General features: G+C 46.8%; 16 protein-coding genes. 10 read left to right on the forward strand and 6 right to left on the reverse strand.

Annotated elements, in window-relative coordinates; translation table 11 throughout:
- Positions 1-37: 37 nt before the first annotated feature.
- Entirely contained in the window at positions 38-838 is an 801-nt protein-coding gene (locus P397_RS0105190; protein WP_028105847.1) for a phosphotransferase family protein, read from the forward strand.
- A gap of 75 nt (positions 839-913) precedes the next feature.
- Here the strand turns inward: P397_RS0105190 and budA are convergent, their stop codons facing one another.
- The 3 genes from budA to cydS all read right to left on the reverse strand — a co-directional run bounded on the left by budA (position 914) and on the right by cydS (position 3,603).
- Positions 914-1,627 (reverse strand): acetolactate decarboxylase, encoded by a 714-nt coding sequence (gene budA, locus P397_RS0105195; protein WP_035387581.1) that lies wholly within the window; start codon positions 1,625-1,627, stop codon positions 914-916.
- A gap of 15 nt (positions 1,628-1,642) precedes the next feature.
- Positions 1,643-3,337: an acetolactate synthase AlsS gene (gene alsS, locus P397_RS0105200; protein WP_028105848.1), complete on the reverse strand. Its 1,695-nt coding sequence runs from the start codon at positions 3,335-3,337 to the stop codon at positions 1,643-1,645.
- A gap of 164 nt (positions 3,338-3,501) precedes the next feature.
- Positions 3,502-3,603, reverse strand: a complete 102-nt coding sequence (gene cydS / locus P397_RS18175; protein ID WP_404274631.1) for a cytochrome bd oxidase small subunit CydS — start codon at positions 3,601-3,603, stop codon at positions 3,502-3,504.
- 176 nt (positions 3,604-3,779) lie between these two features.
- Here cydS and trmB point away from each other — a divergent pair, with 176 nt between their 5' ends.
- Both trmB and P397_RS0105215 read left to right on the forward strand, forming a co-directional pair.
- Positions 3,780-4,421, forward strand: coding sequence for a tRNA (guanosine(46)-N7)-methyltransferase TrmB (gene trmB, locus P397_RS0105210; RefSeq protein ID WP_026832292.1), 642 nt, complete (start codon positions 3,780-3,782; stop codon positions 4,419-4,421).
- Positions 4,422-4,536: 115 nt separating this feature from the next.
- On the forward strand, positions 4,537-5,052 hold the full coding sequence (locus tag P397_RS0105215; protein WP_028105849.1) for a hypothetical protein: 516 nt from the start codon (positions 4,537-4,539) through the stop codon (positions 5,050-5,052).
- 58 nt (positions 5,053-5,110) lie between these two features.
- Here P397_RS0105215 and P397_RS0105220 read toward each other — a convergent pair whose 3' ends face one another.
- Complete coding sequence (locus P397_RS0105220; protein WP_026832294.1) at positions 5,111-5,467, reverse strand: DUF1304 domain-containing protein; 357 nt, start codon at positions 5,465-5,467, stop codon at positions 5,111-5,113.
- Between the two features lie 60 nt (positions 5,468-5,527).
- Positions 5,528-5,830 (reverse strand): PepSY domain-containing protein, encoded by a 303-nt coding sequence (locus P397_RS0105225; protein WP_012371126.1) that lies wholly within the window; start codon positions 5,828-5,830, stop codon positions 5,528-5,530.
- Between the two features lie 120 nt (positions 5,831-5,950).
- Here P397_RS0105225 and P397_RS0105230 point away from each other — a divergent pair, with 120 nt between their 5' ends.
- Both P397_RS0105230 and P397_RS0105235 read left to right on the forward strand, forming a co-directional pair.
- The gene (locus P397_RS0105230; RefSeq protein ID WP_028105850.1) at positions 5,951-7,021 is read left to right on the forward strand and encodes a M42 family metallopeptidase; all 1,071 of its coding nucleotides are present in this window, start codon (positions 5,951-5,953) and stop codon (positions 7,019-7,021) included.
- Between the two features lie 148 nt (positions 7,022-7,169).
- Positions 7,170-8,183: a PTS transporter subunit IIC gene (locus tag P397_RS0105235; protein ID WP_028105851.1), complete on the forward strand. Its 1,014-nt coding sequence runs from the start codon at positions 7,170-7,172 to the stop codon at positions 8,181-8,183.
- Between the two features lie 126 nt (positions 8,184-8,309).
- On the opposite strand, the gene P397_RS0105240 is transcribed toward P397_RS0105235, so the two are convergent.
- The gene (locus P397_RS0105240; protein WP_026832297.1) at positions 8,310-8,600 is read right to left on the reverse strand and encodes a hypothetical protein; all 291 of its coding nucleotides are present in this window, start codon (positions 8,598-8,600) and stop codon (positions 8,310-8,312) included.
- Positions 8,601-8,726: 126 nt separating this feature from the next.
- On the opposite strand from P397_RS0105240, the gene P397_RS0105245 reads away from it, so the two are divergent.
- The 5 genes from P397_RS0105245 (at position 8,727) to murC (ending at position 13,016) form a co-directional block, all read left to right on the forward strand.
- The gene (locus tag P397_RS0105245; protein WP_026832298.1) at positions 8,727-9,035 is read left to right on the forward strand and encodes a thioredoxin family protein; all 309 of its coding nucleotides are present in this window, start codon (positions 8,727-8,729) and stop codon (positions 9,033-9,035) included.
- A 54-nt stretch (positions 9,036-9,089) separates the two neighbouring features.
- Positions 9,090-9,887 carry a DUF1444 domain-containing protein gene (locus P397_RS0105250; RefSeq protein ID WP_026832299.1) on the forward strand — a complete coding sequence of 266 codons (798 nt, stop codon included), beginning with the start codon at positions 9,090-9,092 and terminating at the stop codon, positions 9,885-9,887.
- Between the two features lie 53 nt (positions 9,888-9,940).
- The gene (ytpR, locus tag P397_RS0105255; RefSeq protein ID WP_028105852.1) at positions 9,941-10,549 is read left to right on the forward strand and encodes a YtpR family tRNA-binding protein; all 609 of its coding nucleotides are present in this window, start codon (positions 9,941-9,943) and stop codon (positions 10,547-10,549) included.
- A gap of 37 nt (positions 10,550-10,586) precedes the next feature.
- Complete coding sequence (locus P397_RS18035; RefSeq protein ID WP_028105853.1) at positions 10,587-11,642, forward strand: hypothetical protein; 1,056 nt, start codon at positions 10,587-10,589, stop codon at positions 11,640-11,642.
- Positions 11,643-11,720: 78 nt separating this feature from the next.
- The gene (gene murC, locus P397_RS0105265) at positions 11,721-13,016 is read left to right on the forward strand and encodes a UDP-N-acetylmuramate--L-alanine ligase (protein ID WP_028105854.1); all 1,296 of its coding nucleotides are present in this window, start codon (positions 11,721-11,723) and stop codon (positions 13,014-13,016) included.
- Positions 13,017-13,088 lie beyond the last annotated feature (72 nt).

A 13,088-nucleotide genomic window follows, 5' to 3' on the forward strand; every position in this document is an offset into this window, starting at 1 on the left:
CCTCAGGCAAATCTACTAAAAAGTTGAGCGGATTATAATGGAATTAGATATTTTAGATGCGCTTGGCGAAGGCTGGACCCTTACGCCAGCAGGTGGAATCACGGGAGAAGCCTACATCGCTTCGACCGGCCAATCGAAACTCTTTTTAAAACGAAACTCCTCGCCTTTTCTGGCGATTTTATCAGCGGACGGCATCGTACCGAAGCTGCTTTGGACAAAACGAATTTACAGCGGCGATGTCATCAGCGCGCAACAATTCATCGAAGGACAGGAACTTGAGCCGGAGATGATGGAACGACCGGAAGTCGCCCGATTGCTCGGTAAGATTCATGATTCCAAAGAGTTGTTGTTTATGTTGCAACAACTGGATCAACGACCAATCGAGCCGGATGAACTGTTGCGGCAGTGTCGTTTATACTTCCAACCGAACGATCTCGCACAACCGCAACTCATTGAACAGGCGATCAATTATTTATCCGATCAGTTGCCATACGTCAGAACGGATGAACAAGTCGTCTGCCACTCGGATTTGAACCATAACAACTGGTTGATCGGGACAGATGGTCATTTGTATCTAAATGATTGGGATGATGCCATCATCGCTGACCGGGCGTATGATCTCGGAATGATGTTGTACAGTTATGTGGATGAGGAATTTTGGCCGGAATGGTTCGCAAGTTACGGTCATCCCCTAACGGCTGAATTAAAACAACGGATGCACTGGTACGTTGTTGCCCAAGCCGTGTTGTCGATTTATTGGTATGAAGATACGGCGCATCCTGATGCTGAAGACAGTTATCTTTTTTTAGAACAATTACTTGAACCGGATCAAGGATGAGTGTTGATTGACTCTTTTTGGGACCGGATCACGAAAAAACGTGTGGACACAACATCACTGTGTCCACACGTTTTTTTAACCTTCTGCGATTTTGATTTCTTGTTCGATATCGTGACTTTCAAGATCCGCCTCGCGGTAAGCAGTTGTCGTCGGCAGTCGAAGATCGAGTCGCGGTTTCTCTTCGAACGTGACGGTCACGCGATTGACCGTATAGTCAAACACGTGGCCGCCGCCACTTCGTTCCTTGTCGATGAAGTGGAGATGATAACCAGCGACGGCGATACCGTGACCAAACCGGGGCGTGTAATAGCCGGCCAGTGTGCCTTCCGTCTGCTCGAACGTCCGGGCGCTTTGCGTGGCTACGGCTTCCGTGATCGGACGGAACGGTTTTTCTTGGCGGGCGACCGTCCGTGTCTTGACTTCACTGAACTGTCCTTCGATCCGGACAGCATAAAAACTGTTGATTGTACCGAGTTGTTCACTCAACCACTGTTCAAAATCCTGTTTTGTCATTTCCTGATCAACGGACAGTGTCTGTTCCGGCGTGAACCGTGTCAGTGAACAAAAGGGAGTGGTCGTCTCCGGGTCAAGAGGGCGTGCGCTGCCGTCTGACCGGAGTTGGTAGAAGGAACCGTCAAAACCAATCATTTCACCATCGAGGTGATCAAACGTTCCGATTCCAAAGTCGTGTCCTTCGAGGATGGAGGCATAACTCGTTTCGCTCTCAAAAACACCATCGAGCAAGGCCATCATCGTCGAGATTTGAAGTAAGGTGTCCTCACGCTGCATCGTATCCATCTCCTATCAGTTGAGTTGATCCAAGTGTACTTCTTTACCGAGTGTAATGTTATCGCTGTAATCGATTGGAACATCAACGATGACCGGACCTTCTGTTTGCCACGCTTCTTCCATGACGGCGATGAGTTCAGACGGATGATTGACACGCAAGCCTTTTGCACCAAAGCTTTCAGCATATTTCACAAGATCCACTTCACCGAACGACGTGCCGGATTTTCGTTTGTATTTCATTTCTTGTTGGAAAGCCACCATATCAAAGCCGCTGTCGCGCCAAACGAAATGGACGAGCGGGGCATTCAACCGGACGGCCGTCTCAAGCTCCATCGCTGAGAAGAGGAAACCACCATCGCCTGAGATCGAGACGGCTTTTTTGCCTGGACGAACCAGTGTTGCGGCAATCGCCCAAGGTAAGGCGACACCTAACGTCTGCATCCCGTTACTGAACAGTAAGTGACGTGGTTCGTAAGACCGGAAATGACGTGCCATCCAGATGTAATGCGAACCGACGTCGACCGTAACCGTCACATCGTCAGCGATTTGTTCCCGCAAGGTTTTCATGAAGTAGAGCGGATGTGTTAACGGTGAATCCTTGACGATCGGCGGAATATCCCGCTCCTCGAGGCGTTGTTGTAAGCCGCGTAAAAATGCCTTCGAACCGGTTGGTAGGCTCAGCGGATTGAGTCGATCAGCCAATGCGTCGATGGTTGCAGCGACATCCCCGACAAGTTCCCGATCCGGACGATAGAAATGGTCGATTTCAGCCCGCATTTGATCCAAGTGAATCAAAGTCCGTTCGTGGGATGGTTGATTCCAAAACTTCGGATCGTAACCGATCGGATCATATCCGACGGCTAACACGAGATCGGCTTCGGCGAGCAAGGCATCTCCCGGTTGATTGCGGAACAAACCGACACGTCCGTAGAAATTAGACTCGAGTTCCCGTGACAACGTTCCGGCTGCCTGGAACGTCTGGACGACCGGAATCGAAACGCGTTTCAACAGCGCACGGATAGCTTGAACGACATGAGGTTGACTGGAACGCATGCCGAGTAACAAGACGGGTAATTGTGCTTTCTCGATCAGATTTGCTGTCTCGTTGATCCATTCTTCCGGTGCGATGCCGAGTTTTGGTGTCGGGACTGCTTTAAAGGAAGTGACGTTTGATTCACTGAGACCAACGTCTTGCGGAATGCTGACGAAAGCAGCGCCGGATGTTGTTTCGGCAGTCCGGAATGCATTCGAAAGGACTTCCGGGATGTTGTCTGCATCTTGAACTTCGGCACTGAAATTCGTGATTGGTGTGAAGAGAGCTTGATTGTCCATCGATTGATGGGTCCGTTTCAACCGATCGGCACGCGTCACGGCACCGGCGATCGCAACAACGGGGTCACCTTCCGAATTGGCCGTCACTAGTCCGGTTGCGAGGTTCGAAGCCCCTGGTCCGGAAGTTACGAGGACTACACCCGGTTTATCCGTCAAGCGGCCGATGGCTTGTGCCATGAAGGCGGCGTTTTGTTCGTGGCGTGCGACAATCAGTTCCGGTCCGCGATCTTGAAGGACGTTGAAGACGGAGTCAATCTTTGCTCCCGGGATGCCGAAAATATAGTCGACCCCTTGTTCAATCAGTGTATCGACGACTAAATCGGCACCTGTTTTCTTCTGTACCATATTTTCTTTTTCGCTGTTTTGTTTTTCTGTCATTACAATTCTCCTTCGTTACCAATAGTTTTGGTTGTTCGATAGCTGTAATTAAAAAACTGTTTCACAGGAAGTATACAACTGTTTTAGTGATAATCCAAGATCAATCGTTCAGAAAGTAAAAAAGACACCTTGTGATGAACACAAGATGTCTGATCCGGTATCGTTTATTCTGCGTTGACTTTACCAAACGTCGCCCAGACGAAGAGGGCAGTTACCCCCATGACAAGAACGATCGGAGAAGCCCAAGTAATTAAGAAGTCATCCAACATTAAAACCTCCTTTTAGGAACCTTTGTACTGTAAGTGTAGTAGATTGCTCAGTCATTCTCAAGTGACGATCTGCTGAACTTTCTTTTTGGTGTGAAACAAGAACATCTTATATATTTACCCAAATCATGATAAACTTATCTGCGGATAATTTAAGAATCGAAAGGATGAGCAGTATGCGTTTACGCCACAAACCGTGGGCACTGGATTATATGAAAGAACAATCCTCCATCTATATAGCAGACCCGTCGACATTAAAAGGCAATTGGTCGAACGAATTCAAGAATGACAATCCGATCTACATTGAGGTCGGTTCGGGAAAAGGGGCTTTCATCACCGGGATGGCCATCCAGTATCCGGACGTCAACTTCGTTGCCATTGAATTATTTGAAAGCGTCGCGGTCGCAATCGTTCAAAAATTGGTTGAAGAACCGCTTGCAAACGTTCGGGTCCTGACAGTTGACGCCAAAGACTTACGTGATTTCTTTGAAAAAGGTGAAGTCGCCCGCGTCTATTTGAACTTTTCGGATCCTTGGCCGAAATCGCGTCACGCGAAACGCCGCTTGACGTACAAAACGTTCCTTTCGACATACGAGGACATTTTACCGGATAAAGGACAGATTCATTTTAAGACGGATAACCGGAAATTATTTGAATCAAGTCTGATGACGATGTCTGCTTACGGGATGACATTTGATTGGATGTCGCTTGATTTACATGCCAACGAGCCGGAAAATAACGTCAGAACGGAATACGAAGCACGATTCTCAGCACTTGGTCAACCGATTTATCGGATGGAAGCGACATACGATAATTAATTTAGACAAAAAGTTTTCTTATTTTCCTAGCATTTCTTTCACACTTTTTTCTTATTAATTGGTACAATGTTGTTGACTGAAGAACTGTATTTACAGGTAAAGGGGGAATTTGGGGATGTGGAAAAAAAGCTTAGCCTTCGTAACGGCACTCTTTTTCGCATTGAGTATCGGACAATCGGTATTCGCTGCGATTGATACGTCAGCTATGGAAAAAGCGCTTGACGAGGATTTGAAGAGTACGCATTACGATTATAAAAAAGGTTCTGTAGAAGTTGAAGATCCAAAAACATTCACTGGTGAAAAAGGTGAACAGGTAATCGGCGGAATCGCTGTACTTGAAACGGTCCGTGATGGCATCTTTATTACAATTAAACGTGAGATCCATTTCTTTAACGCAGACAGCGGCAAATTACTTACGAATGCAGATGCGGCTAAAATCGATGGCGTCAAAGGATACATCGACAGTAATTCCGATAACCTGAAACAAAAAGTAGTCTACTGGTTACCGATGTTATTGATGATCTTATTGATTGCTGTACCAGCTGTCATCTTGTATGTTGTCGTACCACGCTTGTACTCAACTACGGAATACATGAATCCGATTTACGAACGCAATGACAATCCGCGTTGATCAAAACACAGCAAAACACCCGATGTGAGCCAAGTGCTCGCATCGGGTGTTTTTTCATTCAACCAAACAAAACGAGTAAAAAGGCGATGATTGCAGGTAAACCTTGTTTCCAGAGAATCGAAAGATTGGCCGTCGCGGCTCCGTAAAGCGCAGCAATGATGACGCAGGCGAGGAAAAACAGTTGCACGGCGGATGAACCGAGAATTAATCCGAAAATCAAACCGGCGGCAAGAAAGCCGTTGTACAATCCTTGATTGGCGAACAGCGTCTTGATGCGTGGATCCGAGGCGGCTTCTTTCGTTAAATTAAATGTACGCAGCGCGGGACGAGACGATAAGAAAAACATCTCGAGCGCCAAAATATAAAAGTGTTCTAACGCGACGATGAGCACAAAAATCGTGGCGAGCGTCTCCATGGGGAACTTCTCCTCCTCAAAAAAAGACCACACTTCGTCAATCGAAGCATGGTCCACTTATTATGCGTATTCGAGTAAAGCACCTGTTTCCGCATCAACTGTGAATTGATACGTCTTTTCGTCGTCACCTTCAAGGACCGAGATGCCACCTTTGTAGCTCTGGTAGTCACGTGACTCATATGCGTACGCCTCTGGTGTTGCAGAGATCCATGCACCTTGGACACGTCCTTTTGCTGAAAATGTGCGTTTCGTGATTTCGAGCGCTTCCTCGGCAGATAATTGTTTGTTGTCGACAGCCTTCTTGACTGCGAAAGCGGCAACGACAGCTGCTGCAAGACCGATAATCCAATAGCGTTTTTTCATTAAAATTCCCCTCCTTACAGGTTCTATTCCTACTGTACCAAATAAATCGTCCAGTGAGAAACAAAAGGTTAAGTGATTGAAGCAAAATTTTGTATAATGAATGAACAGGAGGCGATACATATGAATGAAAACACAAGAGAGTTGTTTCGAACATTAACGGAACTGAACGGTGCACCCGGCTTTGAACATGATGTCAGACGGTTCGTCAAAGAACGGATCACACCGGTAACGGATGAAATCGTGATGGATGGTCTGGGGTCGATTTTTGGAAAACGGACAGGGCAGGCGGACGGTCCGAAGGTCATGGTTGCCGGTCACATGGACGAGGTGGCATTCATGGTGACGCAAATCACGAAAAACGGGATGCTCCGCATTCAACCGCTCGGTGGTTGGTGGAGTCAGGTCTTGCTCGCGCAACGCTTCTCGATTTGTGGAGACAACGGCATCATTCCTGGCGTCATTGCATCAACTCCGCCCCATCTGTTGACGGATGAGGTTCGGAATAAGCCGATGGCGATCAAAGACATGTTCATCGATGTCGGCGCAGACTCAAAAGAAGAAGCCGAGTCGTTTGGCATTCGTCCGGGTATTCCGGCGGTTCCGTTCTTCCCGTTCACTCCGATGGCGAACCCGAAGAAAATCATGGCTAAAGCATGGGACAACCGGTATGGTGTCGGAATGGCAATCGAGTTATTGGAGGAAACGACAGCATCGGATCATCCGAACGTCTTATTCTCAGGTGCAACGGTCCAAGAAGAAGTGGGATTACGCGGCGCTCAAACAGCAACGAACTTGATTGATCCTGACGTCGCATTTGTCGTCGACGCTTCGCCGGCAAATGATGCTTCAGGGGATAAAACGGAATTCGGACAGCTTGGACAAGGTCCGCTGTTGCGGATTAAGGACAGTGTCATGATCTTATCCAAAGAAATGACGGAGTACGTCTTGGATACAGCGGAATCAAACAACATTCCGTATCAATACTATGTTGGGGCAGGCGGAACGGACGGCGGAGTCATTCATCGTTCGAACAACGGCATCCCGACAACTGTCGTGGGTCTGCCGGCACGCTACATCCACACGCATGCATCGATCATGCATACGGATGACTATGATGCGGCAAAAGAGTTACTCAAAAAACTCGTGACACAGCTTGATGCAACGACACTGGCTACTTTACAAGTGAAGTAAGGAGAGACTGAAGAGGGATTTCGAAGTTCCTCTTCGGTTTTTTTATTGGACTTTTAGTTGTCTTGTCAGATGATGAACAATTGTATGATCTTTTTTCTGGATGGTTTGTTATAATGAATTTGATTTTAATTCAGAAGGAAGTGGCATTTTGTTAAAACAGAAAAATATCTTACTCAGCCCCAAAATATACTTCATCACGGTTTTGAGCTATATGGCGTTAGGACTCTTCAGTTCATTGATCATGGGGTTAATTTTAAAAACGATAGGTGAAGGGTTGATCACAAACGGAGTCAATGCATCGTTTTTAGTTAGCGTCGGAGAGCAAGCCATTGCATTGACCGGACCGGCGATCGGCGTAGCAGTGGCATTTGCATTAGAAGCGCCGCCACTCGTCCTGTTTTCAGCGGTTGCCGTCGGTGCCTTTGGATATGAAGCCGGAGGTCCAGCCGGCAGCTATGTAGCAGCAGTCATCGCGACTGAAATCGGTAAATTGATTTCAAAAACGACACGGATCGATATCATTTTGACACCGTTCGTGACCTTGTTGATTGGTTTTGTAAGTGGAAAGTACGTCGGGGCCTGGATCGGAACGTTGATGACGGATTTAGGAGAGGTCATTCGTTGGGGGACAGAACGGGAACCGTTGATCATGGGGATTTTTGTGGCGACCGTAATGGGTCTGGCATTGACGGCCCCGATCTCAAGTGCTGCACTTGGCATCATGCTAGGACTTGACGGGCTGGCGGCAGGAGCGGCGACGATTGGATGTGCCGCCCAGATGATTGGTTTTGGTGTCATCAGTTACCGGGATAATGGGATTGGCGGATTCATTGCACAAGGGATTGGAACATCGATGTTACAGGTCGGGAATATCATCCGGAATCCCTGGACGATTGTTCCGCCGACACTTGCGGGGGCACTGCTGGCTCCTTTTGCAACGGTCTTGTTGACGCTTGAAAGTAACCCGGAAGGATCCGGCATGGGAACGAGTGGACTCGTCGGTCCGTTGATGATGCTGAAAACGATGGGGTTCGAGGCGGAATATTATTTAGCCGTTTTCGTTTTATGTTTCTTGGCACCGGCCCTGATCAGTTATTTGATTTACCGAGCGCTTCACCGCATGGGACGGATTAAAGATGGAGACTTAAAGATCGAGTACTAAAAATGAAATGCGAATCAGCGTGGAAAACGAAAAAGAAGCAGTGGACAAGTCCGCTGCTTCTTTTTGCTGGAGAAAACAATTTCGTTAAGTCCGTCTTCATTTTGTACAAAATATGATTGTAGTGTTTTAAAGTGAAAAACCAAACGAACTGGAGTAAAAGCTCGTAAAGAAGACATACAAGTAGAGTACATAAAGAGGAAGCAAGTAGCGCATCCGAACGATTGGCAATTTTCGGGCAAGACGTTTACCGACGGCTTCAAGCAACATGATGAGCGCAAAACCGACGACCAGCAGCATCAGAATCTGCGGTAAGCTCCGTTCGGAATCAATAAATGAATACCCGTACCGGAGACAACTCGTCATACCAACAAAACCGACGAATCGTTCAAAGGGATGTTTGATGGGTTGATCAGTCATAATGATTTCCTTTCGAGACATTTTCTAGTTGCAGTATAGCAAACGGAGCGCGAAAACGCACAGAAACATTCGAATATGCTATGATGAAGCCAATGAAAACAGCTTGTACTAAAGGAGTCGATAGGGATGAAGAAGTTAGAATCCAAACAACAGTTTGATGAAGCAAAACAAGGAAAGGCAGTCTTTTTATTCTCCGCCAACTGGTGTCCTGATTGCCGGTTTTTAGATCCGTTCATGCCGGAGATGGAAAGCACGTTCAACGAATTCGATTTTTATTACGTCGATCGTGACGAGCACATTGAAATTGCCCAGGAAATGGACATCTTCGGGATCCCGAGTTTCGTGGCTTACCGCGATAATGCGGAAACAGGTCGTTATGTCGGGAAAGAACGAAAAACACCGGAGCAAGTCACAGCATTTTTAGAAACAGTCTGACATCAAAGCGAGCGCTGTCTCGCTTTTTTTAATAGGAAAGGATGAAAAAGAGCCATGGAACTACAACAAATTCGTCGGATGGTGACGGAAGCATTTGAAACATCACGCTACAGCACGTATTTTGATCGTGAAAAATCGGTGTTACGCATCGAACGAAAACAGGACCGGACAGGTGTTGATTTAGGTCTGAACCCATTGGTCGCAAAAGCGAAGCGACGTGGTGTGATTGCAGTCGAAGAAACGATTGAATACATCAAAGCGGTCTTGGAACAAACGGAATCGGTCTCATTAACCGGACACGAACAGCAGGTTTTCCCGGTTATCCGTGCGAAATCATTTGCCGATGAGACAAAAGACGGAAAGAAAATCATCAGTACACCGCACACAGGGGAAACAAAAATCATGTATGCCCTTGATCTGGGTGCCACGTATCGTCTGATTGATGAAGAATTGTTAGCGCAGGCCGGATGGACGGCAGAACATTTGTCTGAAGCAGCCCGTTTTAACTTGAAGACACTCGAAGCGCCTTTTAAGACAGACGAAGTGGCGGGAAACGTATTTTATTTCTTGAGCACGGGTGATGGTTACGAAGCGAGCCGAGTTTTGAACAAGCAGTTGTTAAGCGATTATGCCGAGCGTGTAACGGGTGAATTTGCAGTCGGGATTCCCCACCAAGATGTCTTGATTTTCGCTGATATTCGAAATGATGCCGGCTATGATGTATTGCAACAGTTGATGTTTGATTTCTTTACGAATGGACGTGTACCGGTCACGGCACTCCCGTTCGTCTACGACGATGGAAATCTCGAACCGGTCTTTGTCCTTGCAAAAAACAAGCATCCGAAAAGTTAAATAATCTGCTACAATAGGCATTGTGAGAAAGTTTGAAGGGAGTCATGGATTGAATGAATGTTTTTTATAATAAAGAAGGTGTCGGTGACGTTTTAATGGTCATCTTAGCAGACGCTCCGCGCGCTGAAATCACAGCTGAACGAAAAGGACGTGTCGCGACGATTTTCCATGGCACAGACGTCATTGGGTACAATATTTTTGAAGCTTCGGAAAAGTTTGACCTGAGCACTGTTGGACCGGTTGATCTGACACCGGAACTCGTTCAAACGATCCAAGAAGTCTTGGCAGAAGAAGGGATTACATTCGTTGCGGATGACGTCGATTATTCACCGAAGTTCGTCGTTGGATTCGTTGCTTCTGCTGAAAAACATCCGGACGCTGATAAATTATCGGTCTGTCAAGTCGATGTCGACGGAAACACGTTGCAAATCGTCTGTGGAGCACCGAATGTCGAAGCGGGACAAAAAGTGGTCGTGGCGAAGCCGGGCGCAGTCATGCCTTCAGGTTTGATCATTCGTCCGTCAGCACTGCGCGGAGTCGCCTCAAGCGGCATGCTCTGTTCGGCACGTGAACTCGGCCTGGCAGATGCACCGCAAGTCAAAGGGATTCTTGTGTTGGATGAATCAGCGCAAACAGGAGAGGCATTTTTAATCGGTCGATAATTCGGCCGATTTTTTAACAAGATGGAGGGGTGAAGGAATGAGCAATCGTTATGAGCAGTCGTTAAAGGAACAGGCAGCACGAATTCGGCGGGAATTAGCAGGCGAAAAAGAAACGAAGCCTGTTGAGCGTCCGAAAAAAGAAGAACGGGAAGATCGCTTCGTGTTGACGGATGTTCCATCGCCTATTTACGGATTCCAGCGACCTAAAAAGCAACGGTCGATCCAAGAAGAGGGAATTTCAGACGAATCAGAAGTTGAGGTTTCAAGTGAGCTTAAAGAGGAAAAAATGGAAGAGTCGCTTGTAGATGCTACGGATGAGACGAATGAAACATCAGAGATCGAGACGATGGAACAGACGGATTCGACTGAAGCAGATGCGGGTCTAGTCCCGACGACTGATTCTGATCTACTTGTTCCTGAACCAATCCTCGAACAAGTGCCGGAAGAACGCGTAGAAGAAATGCAACCGGAAATCGTACATGTCGTCGCGACAGAAGAAAACGAAGTCCGTTTGGAAGAAGCAACGGATGAGACGAATGAAACATCAGAGATCGAGACGATGGAGCAGACGGATTCGACTGAAGCAGATGCCGGTCTGGTCCCGACGACTGATTCTGATCTACTTGTTCCTGAACCGGTCATCGAACAAGTGCCGGAAAATCGTGTAGAAGAAATACAACCGGAAATCGTACATGTCGCAGCGACAGAAGAAAACGAACTCCGGTTGGAAGAAGCAACGGATGTGCAGGAAAACGTTTTGTTGACGAGTCCACTGCTTGAATCTGAATCGCGTGATTCAGCGCAATCAGCGGAACCTGTTGAAATCGGCCAGGCTGAACCGCAACATATGGAAGAAGACCGTGAATCAGAACCGGTATTCCAAACAACGGATGAAAATGCGGCGAACGTTTCCTTGACCACCATCGAAGAAACGCCAGAAAAACCGACTGAAGAAACGGTGATCTCGCAAGCGGATCAGGTGTCGATCAAAAAGCCGGTCGGACCACCTGTGAATGTTGTGATGACAACAAAAGATTTAATGGCAATGTATCGTGCACGACGGGAACAAAATAATTTACATGGTAAAAAATAAGTCGGTTTGCTATAATGGTACAGGTTTTGTACCCAAGCCCGATGGTACGGACCGGAACGTGAATTGGAGGGCTCATATATGACAAATTATCATTTTGTTGGGATTAAAGGGACTGGCATGAGTGCACTTGCCCAAGTACTGCATGAAATGAATCATCAAGTACAAGGTTCTGATATTGAAAAGCATATTTTTACAGAAGACGCTTTACGGGCAAAAGGGATTCCATTTTTCCCGTTCAATGCGGACAACATTAAAGACGATCAAGTCATCATCCAAGGAAATGCTTTTGGGGATGATCATCCAGAAATTGCTCGGGCAAAGGAACTGGATTTAACAATTTATCACTACTATGATTTCTTAGGGTATTTGGCAAATGAATATCGTTCGGTTGCCATCACGGGCTCACACGGTAAGACATCGACGACAGGTTTGTTGTCACACGTCTTAAGTGGCATTACACCGACGGCATTCTTGATCGGTGACGGAACCGGTGCTGGTGTTGAGGACGCAAAGGCGTTTGTCTTTGAAGCGTGTGAATACAAACGTCATTTCTTATACTACAAACCAGATTATGCGATCATGACGAACATCGATTTTGATCACTCGGATTATTTCACGGGCATTGACGATGTCGTATCGGCATTCCAAGAGATGGCGATGCAGGTCAAACAAGCGATCGTCGCTTGCGGGGATGATGAGCATCTTCAAAACATCCAGGCCAATGTGCCTGTCTTGTATTATGGTTTTGGAGAAAACAACGATTTCCGGGCAGAAAATGCAACGTCAACTCCGGATGGTACATCGTTTGATGTTTATCTACGGGATGATTTCTACGGTACGTTCTTGATTCCTGGATTTGGACAACACCATGTGTTAAATGCGTTGTCTGTCATTGCGATCTGTCAGTACGAAGGATTAAGCAAAGAAGATGTTGCAGAGCGTCTCGCTTCGTTTGGTGGAGTCAAACGTCGTTTCAGTGAATCGACTTTCGGATCACAGATTTTAGTGGATGACTATGCCCATCACCCGAAGGAGATCAGCGCAACCATCGAATCCGCACGTAAGAAGTATCCGGACCGGGAAGTCATCGCGATTTTCCAACCGCATACGTATACACGCTTAAAATCATTCATGGATGATTTTGCGACATCACTACGTGAAGCAGATGCCAGTTATTTGTGCGAAATCTTTGGATCAGCTCGCGAACAAGAAGGGCAAGTTCGTGTAGAAGATTTACAAGAAAAAGTACCGGGGTCGGATATTCTGACACGGGACAACGTATCGATTTTAAGTAAACATGAGAATGCCGTATTGCTCTTCATGGGAGCAGGGGATATTCAAACGTATCAGAAGCAGTACGAAGGTACGAAGTGAATAAAAACAAGAAGAGATAGACGCTGACGAATTTCTGTCAGCGTCTTTTTTTGTCGGTTTCGTGAACCACAA

Origin of the sequence: Exiguobacterium undae DSM 14481, from assembly GCF_000620805.1 — a bacterium.
GTDB classification, from domain to species: Bacteria; Bacillota; Bacilli; order Exiguobacteriales; family Exiguobacteriaceae; genus Exiguobacterium_A; species Exiguobacterium_A undae.

Coding starts and splice junctions, on each gene's coding strand:
- P397_RS0105190 (WP_028105847.1), top strand. CDS start 38: ATGGAATTAGATATTTTAGATGCGCTTGGCGAAGGCTGGACCCTTACG.
- budA (WP_035387581.1), bottom strand. CDS start 1,627: ATGCAGCGTGAGGACACCTTACTTCAAATCTCGACGATGATGGCCTTG.
- alsS (WP_028105848.1), bottom strand. CDS start 3,337: ATGACAGAAAAACAAAACAGCGAAAAAGAAAATATGGTACAGAAGAAA.
- trmB (WP_026832292.1), top strand. CDS start 3,780: ATGCGTTTACGCCACAAACCGTGGGCACTGGATTATATGAAAGAACAA.
- P397_RS0105215 (WP_028105849.1), top strand. CDS start 4,537: ATGTGGAAAAAAAGCTTAGCCTTCGTAACGGCACTCTTTTTCGCATTG.
- P397_RS0105220 (WP_026832294.1), bottom strand. CDS start 5,467: ATGGAGACGCTCGCCACGATTTTTGTGCTCATCGTCGCGTTAGAACAC.
- P397_RS0105225 (WP_012371126.1), bottom strand. CDS start 5,830: ATGAAAAAACGCTATTGGATTATCGGTCTTGCAGCAGCTGTCGTTGCC.
- P397_RS0105230 (WP_028105850.1), top strand. CDS start 5,951: ATGAATGAAAACACAAGAGAGTTGTTTCGAACATTAACGGAACTGAAC.
- P397_RS0105240 (WP_026832297.1), bottom strand. CDS start 8,600: ATGACTGATCAACCCATCAAACATCCCTTTGAACGATTCGTCGGTTTT.
- P397_RS0105245 (WP_026832298.1), top strand. CDS start 8,727: ATGAAGAAGTTAGAATCCAAACAACAGTTTGATGAAGCAAAACAAGGA.
- P397_RS0105250 (WP_026832299.1), top strand. CDS start 9,090: ATGGAACTACAACAAATTCGTCGGATGGTGACGGAAGCATTTGAAACA.
- ytpR (WP_028105852.1), top strand. CDS start 9,941: ATGAATGTTTTTTATAATAAAGAAGGTGTCGGTGACGTTTTAATGGTC.
- P397_RS18035 (WP_028105853.1), top strand. CDS start 10,587: ATGAGCAATCGTTATGAGCAGTCGTTAAAGGAACAGGCAGCACGAATT.
- murC (WP_028105854.1), top strand. CDS start 11,721: ATGACAAATTATCATTTTGTTGGGATTAAAGGGACTGGCATGAGTGCA.